Below are 16,693 nucleotides of genomic sequence, written 5' to 3' on the forward strand. Positions count from 1 at the left end.
TCTGCCGATGCGCTTCCTATCCGTCAAACCCCACAAAACTCGCCGCTTCGCCAACTTCGCGCCGCGTAATCTTTACCGGATTTGCGGGGAAGTCTTCATCGGGCCAGCCCATTGCGACGGCTTTCATGATGACCTGATCGTCCGGAATACCCGCATGTTCGCGGACCACCGGGCTTTGCATAATCCCTTGCGAATTGATCACGCAGCCGAGCCCGCGGCTCCACGCGACATTGACCAGGGCGGTGGTCACCGCACCGCAATCGAAAGCGGTGTCGTCGCTATCGGACAATTCCTTGTCATAGGTCACGATTACGCACACCGGCGCGTCGAACTGGCGAAAGCCGCGCAGGACCCAGTCCTGCCGCTTTTCCTTGTCATCGCGCTCAATCCCCATTGCTTCGAACAATTGGATCGCGCAGCCGACCTGCCGCTCGCGGTGGATGCCCTGAAACGGGTGGCCACGGCGGAATTCGCGGCTATCGGGCTCCCCGGCGAGAATCCGTTCGGTGTTGCCCTTACGAATGCGGTCAAGCGGCTCGCCAGTAATAACATGGAAGTAATATGGTTGCGTATTCATCGAAGATGGCGACCGCATTGCCAGCTTCAGGATTTCTTCGATCAGCGAGCGCGGAACCGGTTTGTCGAGATAGCCGCGGATACTGCGCCGGCCGAGGACGACTTCGTCATATTGCATTGTGATAGTGTGCCTTTGGAAAGTGTGTGCCTGTGTTGCGGTGAACAGTTGCACGCTTCGCGCGATCACGAAAGGATAGATTGCGTCTCGCTACTGATTTTTGGCACCTGCCTGTGGCACTTGGTACGGTGTCAGGCGCTGATATTGCTCGCGGCGACTTCCAGGAATTTGGGTTTGGATTCGTTGCGCTTGCCCTCGGTTGGCCCGGCTGTACCCGGTTTCACAGGCAGACCGGCGGCGGCAATAGTGTAGGGCGAAACACGGTGCCGGGTGCACAATCCGCCCGAACCGTCACTGGTGAGATGCGTTTCAAACTCGACACCGAAACCTGTTTCGGTGAGATGTATTACCTTGCACACGGCAAGCTGCCCTTCGCCCAGATCGAGCACTAGGTCCGTGCCCACTTCAACGCCGACAATCCCTTCGATTCCCGCGCCATTGCGCGACAGATTGCGCATCACCGCGTTGTAATAGTAATCATCATGGATTGCGCCAACGCGGCGGTACACGGTTCGCCGGTCTGGCCGATAGGTGCTGGGTCCATCAGGTTCGATAATGAACACGCCATTGTCGATCTGGTCGAGGACCTCTTTGTCGGACAATGGCGGTGAGTAAATGAAGCCCTGGACCAGCTTGGCGCCGTGCGATTTGACCACTTCCAACTGGTCAAAGGCTTCGACGCCTTCGACGGTGGTTTCCATGTTCAGCGCGCTGGACAGGCCGACAATCGCGGCGATGATCTTCGCGCTGTTCTTGTCTTTTTGCGTACAGCTTTCGACAAAGCTCTTGTCCACTTTGATCTTGTCGAACGGGGCAGAGCGCAGATAGCTGAGCGAAGAATATCCCGTCCCGAAATCATCGAGCGCGAGCCGGACTCCGAGGCCTTTGAGCTTGGCAAATGTCTCTTCGGTTTCGGTGCTGTCGCCAACGAAAATACTTTCGGTCAATTCCAGTTCGAGCCGGTCTGCCTCGAGCCCCGAATGGGCCAGAGCATTGGCGACAATTGTGGGCAGTCCCTGACTGGCAAATTGAACAGCAGACACATTGACCGCGATGCGCACGCTTTTCGGCCAGCTTGCCGCTGTTTCGCAGGCGGTGCGAAGCGCCCATTCGCCCAGATTGTTGATCAGATCGCTTTCTTCGGCAATCGGGATGAAGCTGCCCGGCGCAATCGGCCCGCGTTCGGGATGGTCCCAACGCATCAACGCCTCCAGACACACCACCGCGCCCGATTTGATCGACACGACCGGCTGATATTCGAGATGTAACTGGCCCGATTCCAGGGCGATGCGCAAATCGTCGAGCATGGATTCGCGCTCTTGCTCTTCATTCTTGAGATCGGCGGCGTAGAAACGGAACTGGCCGCGTCCGCCGTTCTTCGCCGCATAAAGCGCGAGATCGGCGCTGCGGATCAAATCTTCACGTTCAGCGCCGTCAAAAGGAGCGACCGCAATCCCGACAGAAGCACCGATGACCGCGCGTTTGCCATCATCAAGCGGGTAGGGCTGTGACAGGATCTGGATAATCTTGTCGGCCAGTTCACCCAGCTTTCCGCGATCATCCTCGTCAGCGATCAGGACCTGAAACTCATCGCCGCCAAGCCGCGCTATCTTGCCGCGATCACCCACAATCGATCGTAGCCTCTCGGCGACTTCGATCAGCAGCGCATCGCCCGCTTGATGGCCCAGCGTGTCATTGACGCGCTTGAACTTGTCGAGGTCCATCATCATCAGCGCACAGGGGCGCTCTGCGGCTTTGAACGCGGCCAGCGTGCTGTCGATAGCGCGGTCCATATTGTGGCGGTTGGCGAGCCCGGTCAGCGAGTCATAATCGGCTAGCCGCGAGTCCATCAGCTTGCGCTCATATTCGATGGTCACATCGGTGGCATTGCCGCGATAGCCGACGAATTCGCCCGCATCATCGCGAACCGGATGGCCGGAGATTGACCACCATGTCTGGCGGATGTTTTCCTTCGGATTGTCGAGCGCAAAGCGGACCACCTGGTCGCGAACCTTGTTGCGCGCCTTGAGCTGGAATTTCAGCGAACGGCCCGAGCTTTCCTTGTCTTGGCTGTCATCCAGTTCAAAAATTTCATCAAGCGGGCGCCCGATCAGTTCCTCTGTGGTGCAGCCCAGCTTCTCCCGGGCACGGTCGGCCAGATAGATCAGCTTCCCTTCCGGATCGGTCGCCCAGATCCAGCCGATTCCGGCTTTGTCGAATTCGTCGAGGACGCGCAGCCGCAATTCGCCGCCGACGCCAGAGCCGGCGTCAGATTTGCCCGAAAAGCCCTGAAGAAAGCTCTTCATGACCGCTCCGGGCGGATATCGCGAAAAGGAAGCGCATTAAACATGCATCCGGAGCTAAACGGATATGGTTAAGAACGGTTTAAGGAATGTCGCTGAACCGGTGCCGGTAACTAGGGATCAACCCAATTTCGCGCGGATTCGCGCCTGTGCGGGCATCCGGGCCAGCAACAAGGGCGCTTCTTGCCATCGGCGACTTCTTCCTGAAGCCGGGACAAACGCTTCTCTCTGGTTTCGTTCTTTTTCGCGGAGACGACCCAGCAAATCCACTCATTTCTGGCGAGCGAGGTCAAACTGTCCCACTGCCGGCTAAGCTCCTGGTTGGCAGAAAGAATATCGCGAAGTTCAGCAGGGGTCTTGTGACGGAAGTCGGGATTTGCCGCCTGCGCCATTGTCTAGGCCGCTTTGCGCAGCTCCAGATCGAGCCGGTCCCAGATTTCGACCAGGGCTTCGGCAAGTTCGTCCATCATTTCTTCGGTGTGGGCCGGGCCGGGGGTAAAGCGCAGCCGCTCTGTGCCGCGCGGAACGGTCGGGTAATTGATCGGCTGCACATAGGCGCCATATTCGGCCAGCAGAATGTCGCTGATTTTCTTGGCGCGCACCGGATCGCCGACCATCAGCGGGACGATATGCGTTTCGCTTGCCATTACCGGCAGGCCGGCATCGCCCAGTTTGGCTTTGAGCATCGCTGCATTGTGTTGCTGCGCATCGCGTTCTTCGCTCGAGGATTTGAGATGCTTGACCGCCGCCAATACACCCGCGACCAAGGCGGGGCTGAGCGATGTCGTGAAGATAAAGCCAGGCGCATAGGACCGGATGCAATCGACGATCTTCTGATCGGCCGCGATATATCCGCCCATCACGCCAAACGCCTTGCCCAGCGTGCCTTCGATAATGTCGATCCGGTCCGCCGCGTCGTCGCGCTGCGAAATCCCGCCGCCGGTTTTACCATACATGCCAACCGCGTGGACTTCGTCGATATAGGTCAGCGCGTTATACTTTTCCGCCAGATCGCAGATTGCGTGGATCGGCGCGACGTCGCCGTCCATCGAATAGACGCTTTCAAAGGCAATCAGCTTTGGCGTTTCGGGATCTTCTGCGGCGAGCAATTGTTCGAGATGGTCCAGATCATTGTGCCGGAACACCCGCTTCTCGCAACCGGAATTGCGGATCCCGGCGATCATGCTGGCGTGGTTCAGTTCGTCAGAGAAAATCACGCAGCCAGGCAGCAGTTTAGCAATCGTCGAAAGCGTCGCGTCGTTGGAGACATAGCCGCTGGTGAACAGCAGCGCGGCCTGTTTGCCATGCAGCTCTGCCAATTCGCGTTCCAGTTCGACATGATAATGCGTGTTGCCGCCGATATTGCGCGTGCCGCCCGAACCGGCGCCTACATCGTGTAGCGCCTCTTCCATCGCCTCGATCACTTTGGGATGCTGCCCCATTGCGAGGTAATCGTTCGAACACCACACGGTGATCGGTTTCGGGCCGTTATGGCCGTGGAAACAGCGCGCATTGGGGTATTGCCCCTTGTTGCGCAGGATATCGATGAAGACGCGGTAACGCCCTTCGGAGTGCAAGCGGTCAATCGCCTGGTCGAAGATCTGGTTGTAGTTCATCGCAAACCTAAGATATCCGCTTTGATTCTGGCGCCAGCTCGAATCCGGCTTCCTTGCAGCGCGGCTTAGGCGCACAACCAACGCATTGCCACCCCGATCTTTGCGAATCGTTCGCGATTAAAACTGATCGAGATGATCGATATTGTTCGCGGCAAACAGCGGAGCGAGCGACCTGAATTGCTCAGGCGGGCCGGTTGTCACCGCCATACTTGGCGTTTGGCTATCGAATTGCTGCCCTTCGCACAGCGCCACAATCCTGCGGGCAATGCCCTGTGCACCGTCAATCAGGGCGACGTCCGGCCCGAAAGCCGCGCCAAGTTCGTCAGCCAAAAGCGGGAAATGGGTGCAGGCCAGAACCACGGTGTCGATGCGCTCTCCGCCTGCTTGGCTGCGCAAGGCGGATACCGCGCTGGCGATAACATCCGGATCGATCGCTTCGCCGCGCAATTTGGCCTCCGCAGCGCGCACAAGCCCCGGCGCGCCATGGCGCAGCAAGGTCTTGTCCTGTGCGAATTTCGCTTCCAGCCGGTCGACATAGCCCTGCCGGATGGTTGCTTCGGTGCCGAGCAGACCGATCACCCCGCTCTTGGTCATTGCCGCAGCGGGCTTGATCGCGGGGACCGTGCCGACAATGGGAATTTCCAGAACCTCGCGAACCATTTCCAGCGCGATGGTCGATGCGGTGTTGCAGGCAATGCAGGCAAGGCGGGGGCGATACCGCTCGCTCATCCGCCCGAGCAGCCCGGCAACGCGCGCGGCAATTTCAGCTTCGGATTTCGCGCCATAGGGCAATCCGGCTTGATCGGCGGCGAAAATGACCGGGGCATCGGGCAGGATTTTGCGCAGCTCGGTCAGCACGGTCAGCCCGCCAACACCGGAATCGAAAATCAGGATCGGTGCGGTTGACATCACTCCGGGCACGGTCCTGCAAACTGCACCCAATTGCCATCGGGATCAGCAAACGTGACGTAGCATCGATTGCCGTTGTCGCTCCTGTTCAGCGGGAACAGCGTTTGGGCCTGAGCCGATTTGGCTAACTTTTCTACCAGCTGAAGATCATTTGCGGCGAAGGTGAGCTTAACAACGCCGTGGCGCGTCGCCGGGTTGGCTGAATCTGGAGCCGCAAAGGGGATCGCATTGGCGAGCTTTACGATCTCCAGCCGCAGGCCGTTGCCTTCGAGAAACGCCACGACAACACCGTTCCCATGGTCGTTCTTTTCGGATAATTGCATCTGGAGTATGGTACTATACCAAGCGATGGCAGCGTCAACATCGCTTACTGAGACAGCAATTAGGTCGACCTTGATGGATTGTGCTTCGGCAAGAGTTTCGGCTCTTGTAGCGCATCCCGCCGGAATCGAGGCTGCCGCAAGACAAAGAGTGGCGCTAATCACGGTCGAAACTTTCATTGCGCGGAGTTAGTCGCCCCGACTGTTTACTGCAAGCTTGCGGCTCTCACTCAAGGTTCTGTCAACGCAATTGCTTTCACAGCGGACCAATTTTGCCGATTTTTTCTTGGCTAGACTGCAAACAATCTGGCTATGGTGCGTTTGGACAACGGAGACGATCTCACAATGGACAACGGTTTAGGCCTGCTGATTCCCGCGTTGCTTGGTTACGCTCTGGGTTCCATTCCTTTTGGTCTGATCCTCACCAAAGTCGCTGGCATGGGGGACGTTCGTAACATCGGATCGGGCAATATCGGCGCGACCAATGTTCTGCGCACCGGTAAGAAGGGGCTGGCCGCAGCCACTTTGCTGCTCGATTTGGTCAAGGGGTTCGTTCCGGTGTGGCTGGTAGGCCATTATTGGGGCGGCACGGCTGCGGGAACTGCCGCGCTTGCCGCGGTGATCGGCCATTGTTTCCCGGTCTGGCTGAAGTTCAAAGGCGGGAAAGGCGTTGCGACCAATGCCGGCGTTTGCTTCGGCCTCGCCTGGCCAATCGGTGCGGCCTATGCGGTGACCTGGCTGCTTATTCTGGCGCTGTTCCGCTTCAGCTCGCTTGCCGGAATGACCGCGGTGGTCGCGGCCCCGATTGCTGCGTGGCAGCTCGACATGAGCGAATATGTGCCCTTTCTGGTCGCGATTGCCATGCTGATCATCTGGCTCCACCGCGCCAATATTTCGCGCCTGATTGGCGGAAGCGAACCCAAAGTCGGCAGCAAGAATTGAGGTATAGCGGGTGAGCCTCGACCAAGCAGAGGCGTTTGCCCGGATCCGCTTGCTGCGCTCGCCCAATATCGGGCCGGTGACCTATCTCCAATTGCTCGGCCGGTTTGGAAACGCTGGGGCCGCGCTGGAGGCCTTGCCCGATCTGGGGAAGCGCGGCGGGCGAAGCTATCGCCCTGCAAAGCGCGAGGCGATTGAAGCGGAAATTTCCGCCACCAAACAGGCGGGCGCGAAATATCTGTTTCACGATTCGGGCGAATATCCCGCATTGCTGCGCGAATTGGAAAGCGCGCCGCCGATCTTGACTTGGCGCGGCGATCTGTCGCTTGCGGCAAAACCATGCGTGGCGATGGTGGGCGCGCGCAACGCCTCTGCGGCAGCGGTGAAATTGTCGCGCGATTTTGCCGCGGGATTGGCGGAGGCAGGCTACACCGTCGTTTCCGGCTTGGCGCGCGGCATTGATGGCGCGGCGCATCAGGGCGCGCTCAGCTCCGGGCCTTCAACCATCGGAGTGATCGCGAGCGGGATCGATATCGCCTATCCGCCAAAGCATGGTGAATTGCAGGAACAGATCGCGAGCGAGGGATTGCTGCTCGCCGAACAGCCACCCGGCACTGAACCGCGCGGGAGCCATTTTCCCAGCCGCAACCGGATAATTGCCGGACTGGCCGCAGGCACGCTGGTGGTCGAAGCGGCGCAGAAATCAGGATCGCTGATCACGGCGCGTCTGGCGGGCGAGGCGGGCCGCGAAGTCATGGCAATCCCCGGCAGCCCGCTCGACGCCCGATCGCAAGGGTGCAACCATCTGATCCGCGAAGGGGCGGTGCTGGTCCAGTCGGTCGAAGACGTGATAGAATTGCTCACCGGCTTTGACGGCAAGCCGCGATCAACCTTCCGCGAGGGAGCGCCCCCGATTTACGACTTTGGCGAAGAACTGTCCGAAGCGGAGCCCGCCAATATCGAGAGCCTGCTCACCACCGCGCCGATTTCGGTAGACGAGCTGATCCGCCAATCGGGTGAGGGAATGACGGCATCGGTGCATAACGCTCTGACAGAGCTTGAAGTTTCCGGCCAATTGCAGCGTCATGCAGGTGGCAAAGTAAGCCTCAGAAAATAGGGAAGGTGGGGAGATGGAACGAAGCGCGGATTTTGGTGGCATTCTCAGCGAGACCTTCGCGGTGCTTGCCGATGCCATTCGCTGGGTAGCGCTCTACGTAATGGTGGTTGGCGGGCTCCGGGCAATCGCAGCTGTGACGGGCGTGGTCGAACAGACCGATCAGATTTGGAGTGCCAGCGCGGGTTTTTCCATTGATGCGGATACCTCACTTGCAGGCGGGCTTGCGGAGTTGGTGATTGCGGTGACGTCCGTTGTCGCGTCATATTTCTTGCTGAGCGAGATGCTAAAAACGCGCGGAAGGCTTAATGGAGGCGGCACCCGGATTTGGGCCTATGTCGGCCTTTCAATTCTGTGGGCCCTTGGCTTTGCCTTCGGTTTGGTGCTCCTTGTTGTCCCGGGTCTCATTCTGCTGGTCCGCTGGACTGCAAGCACCGGGTTTCTGATTGGTGCGCGACAGGGAATTGTTGAATCGTTTGGCTCAAGCTGGGAGGCAACGAAGGGAAGTGGATGGCCAATCTTCTTCGGCGGAGTTGTCATAATCCTGGTCGCTGTGCTTGTCGGGGCTACGCTTGGCGGTGCGGCAGGGGCAACGGGATCTGCCGAAGCCATCGGCGTGGTCAGCGCTTTGGTAGAAGCATTCGGAAATGCGCTGGGCTTTGCGTTCGCAACTGCTGTGTACCACTTGGTGGCGGACGGAACGGAAGCGACAGCGGAGATATTTGAATGAAGATTTGCGATGTTCCGTTACGATTTGAACCATCCGGAACCGCGGCCGGAATCGTCGAATGACTTGACGGAAATGAGTGCTTGACGAATAGCGCGGCCTGACTCCACCCTCGCGCGTACACGCACACGTAAGGACTGACTGAACTTTTCCATGCAGCTTGTAATTGTCGAATCGCCGGCCAAGGCGAAGACCATCGAGAACTATCTGGGCAAGGACTTCAAGGTTCTCGCTTCCTACGGCCATGTCCGCGATTTTCCCAAGAAGGACGACGCGGTGAAGCCTGACGAGGACTTCGCGATGAAGTGGGAAGTCTATCAGGACAAACGCAACAAGGATCAGGTGAAGGCGATTGTCGATGCGTCGAAGAAGTCTGACCGGCTTGTTCTGGCGACCGACCCTGACCGCGAGGGTGAGGCAATTTCGTGGCACGTGTTGGAGCTGCTGAAAAATCGCAAAGCGCTGCCTGAAAAAGTCGACCGGGTAACTTTCAACGCGATTACCAAGGCGGCGGTCACCGAAGCGATGGCCAAACCGCGCGGGATCGATATGGATCTGGTCGACGCTTATCTTGGCCGCCGCGCGCTGGACCGTCTGTTCGGCTTTACCCTCAGCCCCGTGCTGTGGCGCAAACTGCCCGGTGCGAAAAGTGCGGGGCGTGTGCAATCGGTAGCGCTGCGGATCATCGTCGATCGCGAGCGCGAGATCGAGGCGTTCAAGGCGGACGAATATTGGTCGATCCTCGCCAAGATGGAGCATGACGGGACCGAATTCGATGCCCGTCTGGTCAAATATGACGGCAAGAAGCTGGAAAAGCTGAGCCTTGGCAATGAAGGCAGCGCGCTCGAAGCCAAGGGCAAGATCGAGAATGCGCCGTTCAAAGTCGAAGAAGTCGAAACAAAGCCGCAGAAACGGCACCCGTCGCCGCCATTCACTACCTCCACGCTGCAACAGGAGGCCTCGCGCAAGCTGGGCTTCAATGCCAGCCACACCATGCGCTGCGCCCAGAAGCTCTACGAGGCAGGCCTGATAACCTATATGCGGACCGATGGTGTGCAGATGGATGGCAGCGCTATCTCGTCATGCCGCAAGGCGATTTCTGACCGCTTTGACGGGCATTATCTGCCCGAAAAACCGCGGCACTATTCCTCCAAGGCGAAGAACGCGCAGGAAGCGCATGAGGCGATCCGCCCGACCAGCTTCCTCAAGACCAAGGCGAGCATTGGCGATGAAGCAAAGCTCTATGATCTGATCTTCAAGCGCGCGATGGCCAGCCAGATGCAATCGGCCAGCCTGGAGAGGACCACCGTGACCATGCGCGATCCGGCGGGCCTGCATGAACTGCGCGCGACCGGACAGGTTGTGAAGTTCCCGGGCTTTCTTGCTGTTTATGAAGAAAGTTTCGACGACAAGAAGGACGAGGATTCGGGCCTTCTTCCGGTGATGAACAAGGGCGATGCCCCGGCCAAAAAGGCTGTTGAGGCGAACCAGCATTTCACCCAGCCGCCGCCGCGCTATTCCGAAGCCAGCCTTGTCAAACGGCTGGAGGAACTGGGCATTGGCCGCCCCTCGACCTATGCCTCGACAATCCAGGTCCTGCGCGACCGGGACTATGTGCGGATGGAGAAAAACCGTTTCTTTGCAGAGGAATCGGGCAGGCTTCTGACATCGTTCCTCGAACGGTTCTTCGCGCAATATGTCGCCTATGATTACACCGCCGGGCTGGAAGACGAGCTTGACGTGGTTTCCGACGGCCGTGAAAATTACAAGGAATTGCTCGGAAAATTCTGGAAGGACTTTAAGCCCAAAACCGATGAGGTGATGGAGAAACAGCCTTCGGAAGTGACCGAAGTGCTCGACGAATATCTTTCCGACTTCCTGTTCCCCGAACGCGAAGACGGCAAGGACCCGCGCTTCTGCCCGCTGTGCGACAAGGAAGGCCGCGATGGCGGCCGTTTAGCGCTGCGCGGTGGACGTTTCGGCGCCTTTGTCGCCTGCGCCAATTACCCCGAATGCAAATTCACTCGCCGCTTTGCCCAGCCGGGCGCGGATGGCGATGAAGGCACGCAGGATCAGGTGATGGGCAATCACCCCGAAACGGGCCTGCCTATCGAACGCAAATCGGGCCGTTTCGGACCCTATGTCCAGATGGGCACTGGCAAAGAGGCGAAACGCGCGAGCATCCCCAAAGACCTTGATGATTTCGATCTCGAATGGGCGGTAAAGCTGCTCGATCTGCCGCGTGTTCTGGGTGAGCATCCCGATACGGGCAAGGAAATCGAGGCCGGCCTGTGGCGCTATGGGCCTGCGGTCCGGTCAGACGGGAAATACGGCAAGCTCCAGAATACGCAGGAGATTTTCGAGATCGGGATGAACCGTGCGGTTGCCCTGATCGCCGAAGCCGCCAACCGCAAAGGCGGCGGGCGGCAAAAGGCCGAACCGATCAAGACGTTCAAGGAACACCCCACTAGCGGCGGCGAGATGAAAGTCCTTCCCGGCCGTTATGGGCCGTATGTGACTGACGGCACCAATAACGCGACCATCCCGAAAGACATCAAGCCGGAAGATGTGACCGAGGAGCAAGCGATCCAACTGATCGACGACCGCATTGCCAAAGGCCCGCCGAAGAAGCGCAAAAAGAAAGCTGCGGCGAAGAAAAAACCGGCGGCCAAGAAGAAACCTGCGGCCAAGAAGAAGGCAGCGGCGAAGAAATAGCCCTCAGTCCGTCATTCCCGCGGTTGCGCAGCAGGGCGAAGGCCAACCGGGAATCTAGGGTACCTAAGCGCTACGCCATTCTGGATTCCCGCTTTCGCGGGAATGACGGAGGTGACCTAATGTCACACCTGTCACCTAACACGCCTCGTACAACGCACAGAGACTGAACGGTTTTTTTGCATCTGGATAGAGTGACACTTTGCACGCGTTAAAACTTTTCGGGCGAATCCAGCAATGTGAAAAAGCGACCAAGCTCTTTGCAAAGCCATGCCGTGTAGGACAGCCCATTTCCACTCCCGATGGGAGAGCGATGCCAAAGCTTATCAGCTCTGCCGATTAGCCGCAGTTGGGTGAGAGTGGGTGGCGCCGAGCGCGGCCAGGATACCCTCGCTAACCTCCTCTAGCCCTTGTAGGGCAAGCTACGCTATCCTCCCCCATCGGGGGAGGAGGCTGGCGGTGAGTCTGGGACGCAGTAAGCTACGTCATTACCATGATAGGGAAAATCCTCTGAAACTCGCACCAAATTAGAGGCGAAAGAGCTTTAGCTGACCCAAGTAGGCTTCTCGTACTTCACGTGCCAGCCGCCCTCTTTGTCTTTCCGTAGGTACACCTCAGTTCCACCCCCAGCCAATGGCGCGAATGTTACGCCTGAGAACAGGATCGCTTCGCCTCGCGCAATATCGGTCGACGGCATCGATATCGTCAAGAACACAGCTGCATACTCTTCGTCGTATGCGTCTGTTGAAGGTCGCACTTGCGTGAACTTCGATGAGCGGGATGGGTCGGTTATGAAGTCACGAAGGTTATCGCATTCTTCGAACGGGTTTACATCGTCCAACTCGAAGGCTTGAAGATATAAAGGGTAAAGCGGATCTGCCTTGATTATGGGGCCGAAATCCTCTCCCAGTGGAGGCCCTAACGGAATATTTAGGGAAGTCCGTTCGACACTAGGATAAAACGGGATATCGAGGTTACCGAGGTATTCGTCAGCCAGAACGTGTTCGAGATATACTTCGGCGATATGGCATCTTTCTTGAGATAACCGGGTTTGTTCCGAAGAGGGTTTGTTGGTTACGGCGAGGACGGCAAGCGCAATACCGACCAAGCTCAAAACGGCTAAAGGCGGGTTAATTTTCACCGCCCTCAATAATCCAACCCGATCTCTTCGAAGATCTCTTTGTCTTCCGCCCAGTTTTCATCGACTTTCACGTGGAGGAACAGGTGGACTTTCTGCCCTAACACTTCGGACAGTTCCTTGCGCGCTGCTTCGCCGATTGCCTTGATCCGCTGACCTCCTTTGCCGAGAACAATCGGCTTTTGGCTCTCGCGGCCGACGACGATTTGTTGGCGGATTTCCACGCTGCCGTCTTTGCGCTGGGTATAGCTTTCGGGGCGTACCGCGCTGTCATAGGGCAGTTCTTCGTGTAGCTGCAGATAGAGCTGTTCGCGGGTGATTTCGGTGGCGAGCAGGCGTTCGCTGGCGTCGCTGACCTGGTCTTCGGGATAGTGCCACGGCCCGGCGGGCATCAGCGAGGACAAATGCGATTTGAGCTCGGCCACGCCATCGCCGGTCAGTGCAGAGACGAAATATGTCTCCTCAAAGGCGAGCATGTCGTTGAGTTCCTGCGCCAGCGCGAGCAGCGGTTCCTTGACCGCCTTGTCGACTTTGTTGAGCACCAGCATCTTGCGTTCGGGCCGCTTGGCCAGCGCTTCGACCAGCGGGATCATCTCGTGGCGGCGCTGCTTGATCGGATCGACCAGCAGGATGATGGCATCGGCATCTTCGGTGCCTTCCCACGCAGAGGTCACCATCGCGCGGTCGAGCTTGCGGCGCGGGGCAAAAATGCCCGGCGTATCGACGAGGATGATCTGCACCTCTTCCTGCAAGGCGATCCCCAGCAGGCGCGCGCGCGTGGTTTGCGCCTTGGCGCTGGTAATCGCGACTTTCTGGCCGACGAGCTGGTTGACCAGCGTCGATTTGCCCGCATTGGGGGCGCCGATCACGGCAACGACGCCGCATTTTGTTTGTTGGTCAGACACTAAGAATTCCGTTCACCCTGAGCTTGTCGAAGGGTTGTCCTTCACTTTTGGCTGAGCACTTTAAGAAAGTGCAACCCTTCGACAAGCTCAGGGTATGCGGATTAGAGAAATTTGACGGCACGCTCACCCGAACTCCTCCATAAATGCTCTTGCAGCGGCGGTTTCCGCCTCTTGCTTGCTCGATGCGGTTGCTTCTGTCGCGCCGACATTGTGGACTTCCACGCGCACCGTGAAGCTGGCCTTGTGATCGGGGCCGGACCGGTCGATCAGCGTATATTGCGGCGGGCGGCGCTGGTTGCCTGCGGCCCATTCCTGCAGCGCGCTTTTGGGGTGTTTGCGCTGGCCCGCGCCGCCATCGACTTGCGGGGTCCACAAAGTGCGGATCAATGCTTCGGTTGCGTCAAATCCGGTTTCGAGAAAAGACGCGCCGAGCAGGGATTCCATCACATCGCCCAGCACATTCTCGCTATCGGCCGCGCCATCATCGCGCGCTTGTTTGCCAAGGCGGATATGCGCCGATGCGCCAATCGAACGGGCGGCCTCGGCACAGGCGCCTTTGCTGACCAAAGCATTGAGCCGCTGCGCCAAAGCGCCTTCCTGCCCGCGATTTTCCGCGAACAGCCAATGGGCAATGGTCAGGCCCAGCACCCGGTCGCCAAGGAATTCGAGCCGCTGGTAATCGCGTTCTTCACCCGTGCTGCCATGGGTGAGCGCCTCTGCCCATAATGCCTCGTCCTTAACCGCAAAGCCCCGCTTGACGAGCCAGGCCCTGGTGCCTTTCTCCAGCTTGCCCAGGGGTTTGCCTGCGCTGGTGCTCAAAGCCCGTCACCAATCCGGCTGCCGCGCGCGGCGCTGAACCATGTCCACGGCTTGATCCAGCTGGACGAACCATCGGTTGACCACATGATCACGCTGGCGCGCGCCACCAGCAAATCCTGCGGAACGATCCCCACACCGGCTTGCGGATTGGCGGGGAAGCGGCTGTCTTGCGAATTGTCGCGATTGTCGCCCATCACGAACATCGCCCCGTCGGGAACCACGACCGGATCGTAATTGTCCTGGAATGTGGGGCCGAAATCGAGGACGTTATAGGTCTCGCCCGATGGCAAGGTTTCGCGGAACTGGGTGTATCGGCACACCGCAATGCCATCACCGCGCACCGCGCGCTGGCCCATCTGGTGGCAGGCGGTGTTGGGCGAGATTTCGATCTCGAAATCCTCGATCTGCTCTTTCAGGATCGGCTCTCCATTGAGCAGGACAACCCCGTCGCGCATGGCGATTGTTTCACCCGGCAAAGCAATCACGCGCTTGATATAGTCGGTGCCGTCCACCGGATGCTTGAAAATCACGATATCGCCGCGTTCCGGCTGGCCGGCAAAGATGCGTCCGGGGATCAGCGGCGCTTCCATGGGTAGCGAATATTTCGAATAGCCATAGGGCCATTTGGCGGCGAGCAGATAATCGCCGTTCTGCAGCGTGGGCAGCATGCTTTCGCTGGGGATGTTGAAGGGGGAGAAAAAGAAGCTGCGGAAAATAATGACAATTGCCGCCAGCTTGAGCAGGAACACAACGAAATTGTCTTCCTTCTTCTCCGGTTTTTCGGGCTTGGCTTCGGCAGTTGTTGCAGCGGGCGCATTGTCCTCTGCGGAGGTGGTCAAATCTGTCATGCGGAAATTCGTATCCGTGGCTTTGCAATGGGTTCCAAAAGGTTACGCTAGCCCCTACTCGGTGGAGCGCCGTATAGAAAGGAATTTTCCATGAGCGATGCTGCCAAGGCGATCTGGGCAGAGCTGAAAGCACAGCCGCAACGCACCCTGACCGAATTGTTCGACGATGGCGATCGGGTCGGGAAATTGTCTGGCCGGATCGAGTGGAGCGGCGATGACACACCCGGTGAACAGGGCGGCGAATGGACCGCAGGCATCCAGTTCGATTGGTCCAAGACGCATCTGGATGATCAATTGCTGTCGCTGTTTGAAAAACTGGCAGATGCGATGGACTTCACCGGCAAACGCGCGGCGATGTTTGGCGGCGAAACCATCAACAACACCGAAGGCCGCGCGGCAACGCACAGCGCGCAGCGCGGCGTGGGGACTGACGCCGATGTCGAAGAGGCAATGGCGCTGCATGCGCGGATGAAAATGCTGGTCGAAGCCGTGCATGACGGAGCTTTGGGGAATGTCAAACGTCTGATCCATGTCGGCATTGGGGGATCGGCATTGGGGCCGGCCTTGGCGATTGATGCGCTGACCCGCGATCTGGCCAAGGTCGATGTGCATGTCGTGTCCAACATCGACGGGGTCGCGCTGGAACAGGCATTTGCCACATGCGATCCCAAGACCACGATGATCGCGGTCGCATCAAAAACCTTCACCACGATCGAAACCATGACCAATGCCGCCAGCGCGATCAAATGGCTGGAAGATAATGGTGTCGATGACCCTTCTGGCCGCGTGGTGGCGCTGACCGCCAGCCCCGAAAAAGCTGTCGAATGGGGCGTCGATGAAACGCGCATTCTGCCGTTCAAGGAAACCGTGGGCGGGCGCTACTCCTTGTGGTCCAGCATCGGTTTCCCCGTGGCGCTGGCGATTGGCTGGGAAGAGTTCGAGGAATTTCTGGCCGGGGCGCAGGCGGTCGATCGGCATTTTCAAGAGAAAGACGGCCGCGCCAATCTGCCGCTGCGCGCAGCCTTTGCCGATCTCTATTACGCGCGCATTCGCGGCTGCCAAACGCGCGCGGTGTTCGCCTATGACGAACGGCTCGGCCTGCTGCCCGATTATCTCCAGCAGCTGGAGATGGAGAGCAATGGCAAAAGCGTGACCTCTGGCGGCGATCCGGTGGATGGGCCGACCGCACCGATCACATGGGGCGGGGTGGGCACCGACGCGCAGCATGCGGTGTTCCAATTGCTCCATCAGGGAACGCATCTGGTTCCGGTGGATTTCATCGCCAGCATTGCCCCGGGCGACGATCTGGACCCCGCGCATCACCGCATCCTGCTGACCAATTGCTTTGCCCAGGGGGCGGCGCTGATGGCGGGCAAGGAAAGCGATGACGGTGCGCGCAATTTCACCGGCAACCGCCCCAGCGCGACCATGCTGTGCGACGATCTGGACGCCGCGACACTGGGCGCGCTGATCGCGTTCCACGAACACCGCACCTTCGCCAACGCAATGCTGATGGGCATCAATCCGTTCGACCAGTTCGGCGTGGAGCTGGGCAAGGAAATGGCAAAAGGGATCGAGGCTGGTGGTCAGAGCTTCGATGCGAGTACCGAGGCGCTGTTGGAGGCGGCGGGTGTTCGGTGTTGAATTTT

15 protein-coding genes are annotated in these 16,693 nt (G+C 58.7%); 5 read left to right on the forward strand and 10 right to left on the reverse strand.

Features of this window, described 5'->3' with window-relative positions; all coding sequences use genetic code 11:
- Positions 1–16 precede the first annotated feature (16 nt).
- From GRI41_RS04225 to GRI41_RS04250, 6 genes are all read right to left on the reverse strand, one after another.
- A complete protein-coding gene (locus tag GRI41_RS04225) occupies positions 17–694 on the reverse strand; it encodes a nitroreductase (protein ID WP_160603511.1) in 678 nt (225 codons plus the stop codon).
- A 131-nt stretch (positions 695–825) separates the two neighbouring features.
- Positions 826–3,000 (reverse strand): putative bifunctional diguanylate cyclase/phosphodiesterase, encoded by a 2,175-nt coding sequence (locus tag GRI41_RS04230; RefSeq protein WP_160603512.1) that lies wholly within the window; start codon positions 2,998–3,000, stop codon positions 826–828.
- 110 nt (positions 3,001–3,110) lie between these two features.
- Entirely contained in the window at positions 3,111–3,389 is a 279-nt protein-coding gene (locus GRI41_RS04235; RefSeq protein ID WP_160603513.1) for a YdeI/OmpD-associated family protein, read from the reverse strand.
- A 3-nt stretch (positions 3,390–3,392) separates the two neighbouring features.
- Positions 3,393–4,613, reverse strand: coding sequence for a 5-aminolevulinate synthase (gene hemA, locus GRI41_RS04240; RefSeq protein WP_160603514.1), 1,221 nt, complete (start codon positions 4,611–4,613; stop codon positions 3,393–3,395).
- A 117-nt stretch (positions 4,614–4,730) separates the two neighbouring features.
- Complete coding sequence (murI, locus tag GRI41_RS04245) at positions 4,731–5,522, reverse strand: glutamate racemase (RefSeq protein WP_160603515.1); 792 nt, start codon at positions 5,520–5,522, stop codon at positions 4,731–4,733.
- Positions 5,522–6,022 carry a VOC family protein gene (locus GRI41_RS04250; RefSeq protein WP_160603516.1) on the reverse strand — a complete coding sequence of 167 codons (501 nt, stop codon included), beginning with the start codon at positions 6,020–6,022 and terminating at the stop codon, positions 5,522–5,524. The genes murI and GRI41_RS04250 overlap by 1 nt, the downstream gene beginning before the upstream one ends.
- A gap of 165 nt (positions 6,023–6,187) precedes the next feature.
- Here GRI41_RS04250 and plsY point away from each other — a divergent pair, with 165 nt between their 5' ends.
- From plsY to topA, 4 genes are all read left to right on the forward strand, one after another.
- A complete protein-coding gene (plsY, locus tag GRI41_RS04255) occupies positions 6,188–6,784 on the forward strand; it encodes a glycerol-3-phosphate 1-O-acyltransferase PlsY (RefSeq protein ID WP_160603517.1) in 597 nt (198 codons plus the stop codon).
- 10 nt (positions 6,785–6,794) lie between these two features.
- Positions 6,795–7,898 (forward strand): DNA-processing protein DprA, encoded by a 1,104-nt coding sequence (gene dprA, locus GRI41_RS04260; protein ID WP_160603518.1) that lies wholly within the window; start codon positions 6,795–6,797, stop codon positions 7,896–7,898.
- Between the two features lie 13 nt (positions 7,899–7,911).
- Entirely contained in the window at positions 7,912–8,625 is a 714-nt protein-coding gene (locus tag GRI41_RS04265; protein WP_160603519.1) for a hypothetical protein, read from the forward strand.
- A gap of 150 nt (positions 8,626–8,775) precedes the next feature.
- Positions 8,776–11,337, forward strand: a complete 2,562-nt coding sequence (gene topA, locus GRI41_RS04270; protein WP_160603520.1) for a type I DNA topoisomerase — start codon at positions 8,776–8,778, stop codon at positions 11,335–11,337.
- 541 nt (positions 11,338–11,878) lie between these two features.
- On the opposite strand, the gene GRI41_RS04275 is transcribed toward topA, so the two are convergent.
- The 4 genes from GRI41_RS04275 to lepB all read right to left on the reverse strand — a co-directional run bounded on the left by GRI41_RS04275 (position 11,879) and on the right by lepB (position 15,044).
- The gene (locus GRI41_RS04275; RefSeq protein ID WP_160603521.1) at positions 11,879–12,475 is read right to left on the reverse strand and encodes a hypothetical protein; all 597 of its coding nucleotides are present in this window, start codon (positions 12,473–12,475) and stop codon (positions 11,879–11,881) included.
- 5 nt (positions 12,476–12,480) lie between these two features.
- Positions 12,481–13,377, reverse strand: coding sequence for a GTPase Era (gene era, locus GRI41_RS04280; protein WP_160603522.1), 897 nt, complete (start codon positions 13,375–13,377; stop codon positions 12,481–12,483).
- Between the two features lie 123 nt (positions 13,378–13,500).
- Positions 13,501–14,196 (reverse strand): ribonuclease III, encoded by a 696-nt coding sequence (gene rnc / locus GRI41_RS04285; RefSeq protein ID WP_235901052.1) that lies wholly within the window; start codon positions 14,194–14,196, stop codon positions 13,501–13,503.
- Positions 14,193–15,044, reverse strand: coding sequence for a signal peptidase I (lepB, locus tag GRI41_RS04290; protein WP_160603523.1), 852 nt, complete (start codon positions 15,042–15,044; stop codon positions 14,193–14,195). Before lepB ends, rnc begins: the two co-directional genes overlap by 4 nt.
- A 90-nt stretch (positions 15,045–15,134) precedes the next feature.
- Here lepB and pgi point away from each other — a divergent pair, with 90 nt between their 5' ends.
- Positions 15,135–16,688 (forward strand): glucose-6-phosphate isomerase, encoded by a 1,554-nt coding sequence (gene pgi / locus GRI41_RS04295; RefSeq protein WP_160603524.1) that lies wholly within the window; start codon positions 15,135–15,137, stop codon positions 16,686–16,688.
- Positions 16,689–16,693: the final 5 nt, after the last annotated feature.

It is taken from the genome of Pontixanthobacter aquaemixtae (assembly GCF_009827395.1).
GTDB lineage: Bacteria > Pseudomonadota > Alphaproteobacteria > Sphingomonadales > Sphingomonadaceae > Pontixanthobacter > Pontixanthobacter aquaemixtae.

What these genes read in the sequence shown, in the direction of transcription:
- GRI41_RS04250 (WP_160603516.1), bottom strand. Translation starts at nt 6,022, where the DNA reads ATGAAAGTTTCGACCGTGATTAGCGCCACTCTTTGTCTTGCGGCAGCC.
- GRI41_RS04225 (WP_160603511.1), bottom strand. Translation starts at nt 694, where the DNA reads ATGCAATATGACGAAGTCGTCCTCGGCCGGCGCAGTATCCGCGGCTAT.
- topA (WP_160603520.1), top strand. Translation starts at nt 8,776, where the DNA reads ATGCAGCTTGTAATTGTCGAATCGCCGGCCAAGGCGAAGACCATCGAG.
- hemA (WP_160603514.1), bottom strand. Translation starts at nt 4,613, where the DNA reads ATGAACTACAACCAGATCTTCGACCAGGCGATTGACCGCTTGCACTCC.
- GRI41_RS04235 (WP_160603513.1), bottom strand. Translation starts at nt 3,389, where the DNA reads ATGGCGCAGGCGGCAAATCCCGACTTCCGTCACAAGACCCCTGCTGAA.
- pgi (WP_160603524.1), top strand. Translation starts at nt 15,135, where the DNA reads ATGAGCGATGCTGCCAAGGCGATCTGGGCAGAGCTGAAAGCACAGCCG.
- lepB (WP_160603523.1), bottom strand. Translation starts at nt 15,044, where the DNA reads ATGACAGATTTGACCACCTCCGCAGAGGACAATGCGCCCGCTGCAACA.
- GRI41_RS04265 (WP_160603519.1), top strand. Translation starts at nt 7,912, where the DNA reads ATGGAACGAAGCGCGGATTTTGGTGGCATTCTCAGCGAGACCTTCGCG.
- plsY (WP_160603517.1), top strand. Translation starts at nt 6,188, where the DNA reads ATGGACAACGGTTTAGGCCTGCTGATTCCCGCGTTGCTTGGTTACGCT.
- GRI41_RS04230 (WP_160603512.1), bottom strand. Translation starts at nt 3,000, where the DNA reads ATGAAGAGCTTTCTTCAGGGCTTTTCGGGCAAATCTGACGCCGGCTCT.
- murI (WP_160603515.1), bottom strand. Translation starts at nt 5,522, where the DNA reads ATGTCAACCGCACCGATCCTGATTTTCGATTCCGGTGTTGGCGGGCTG.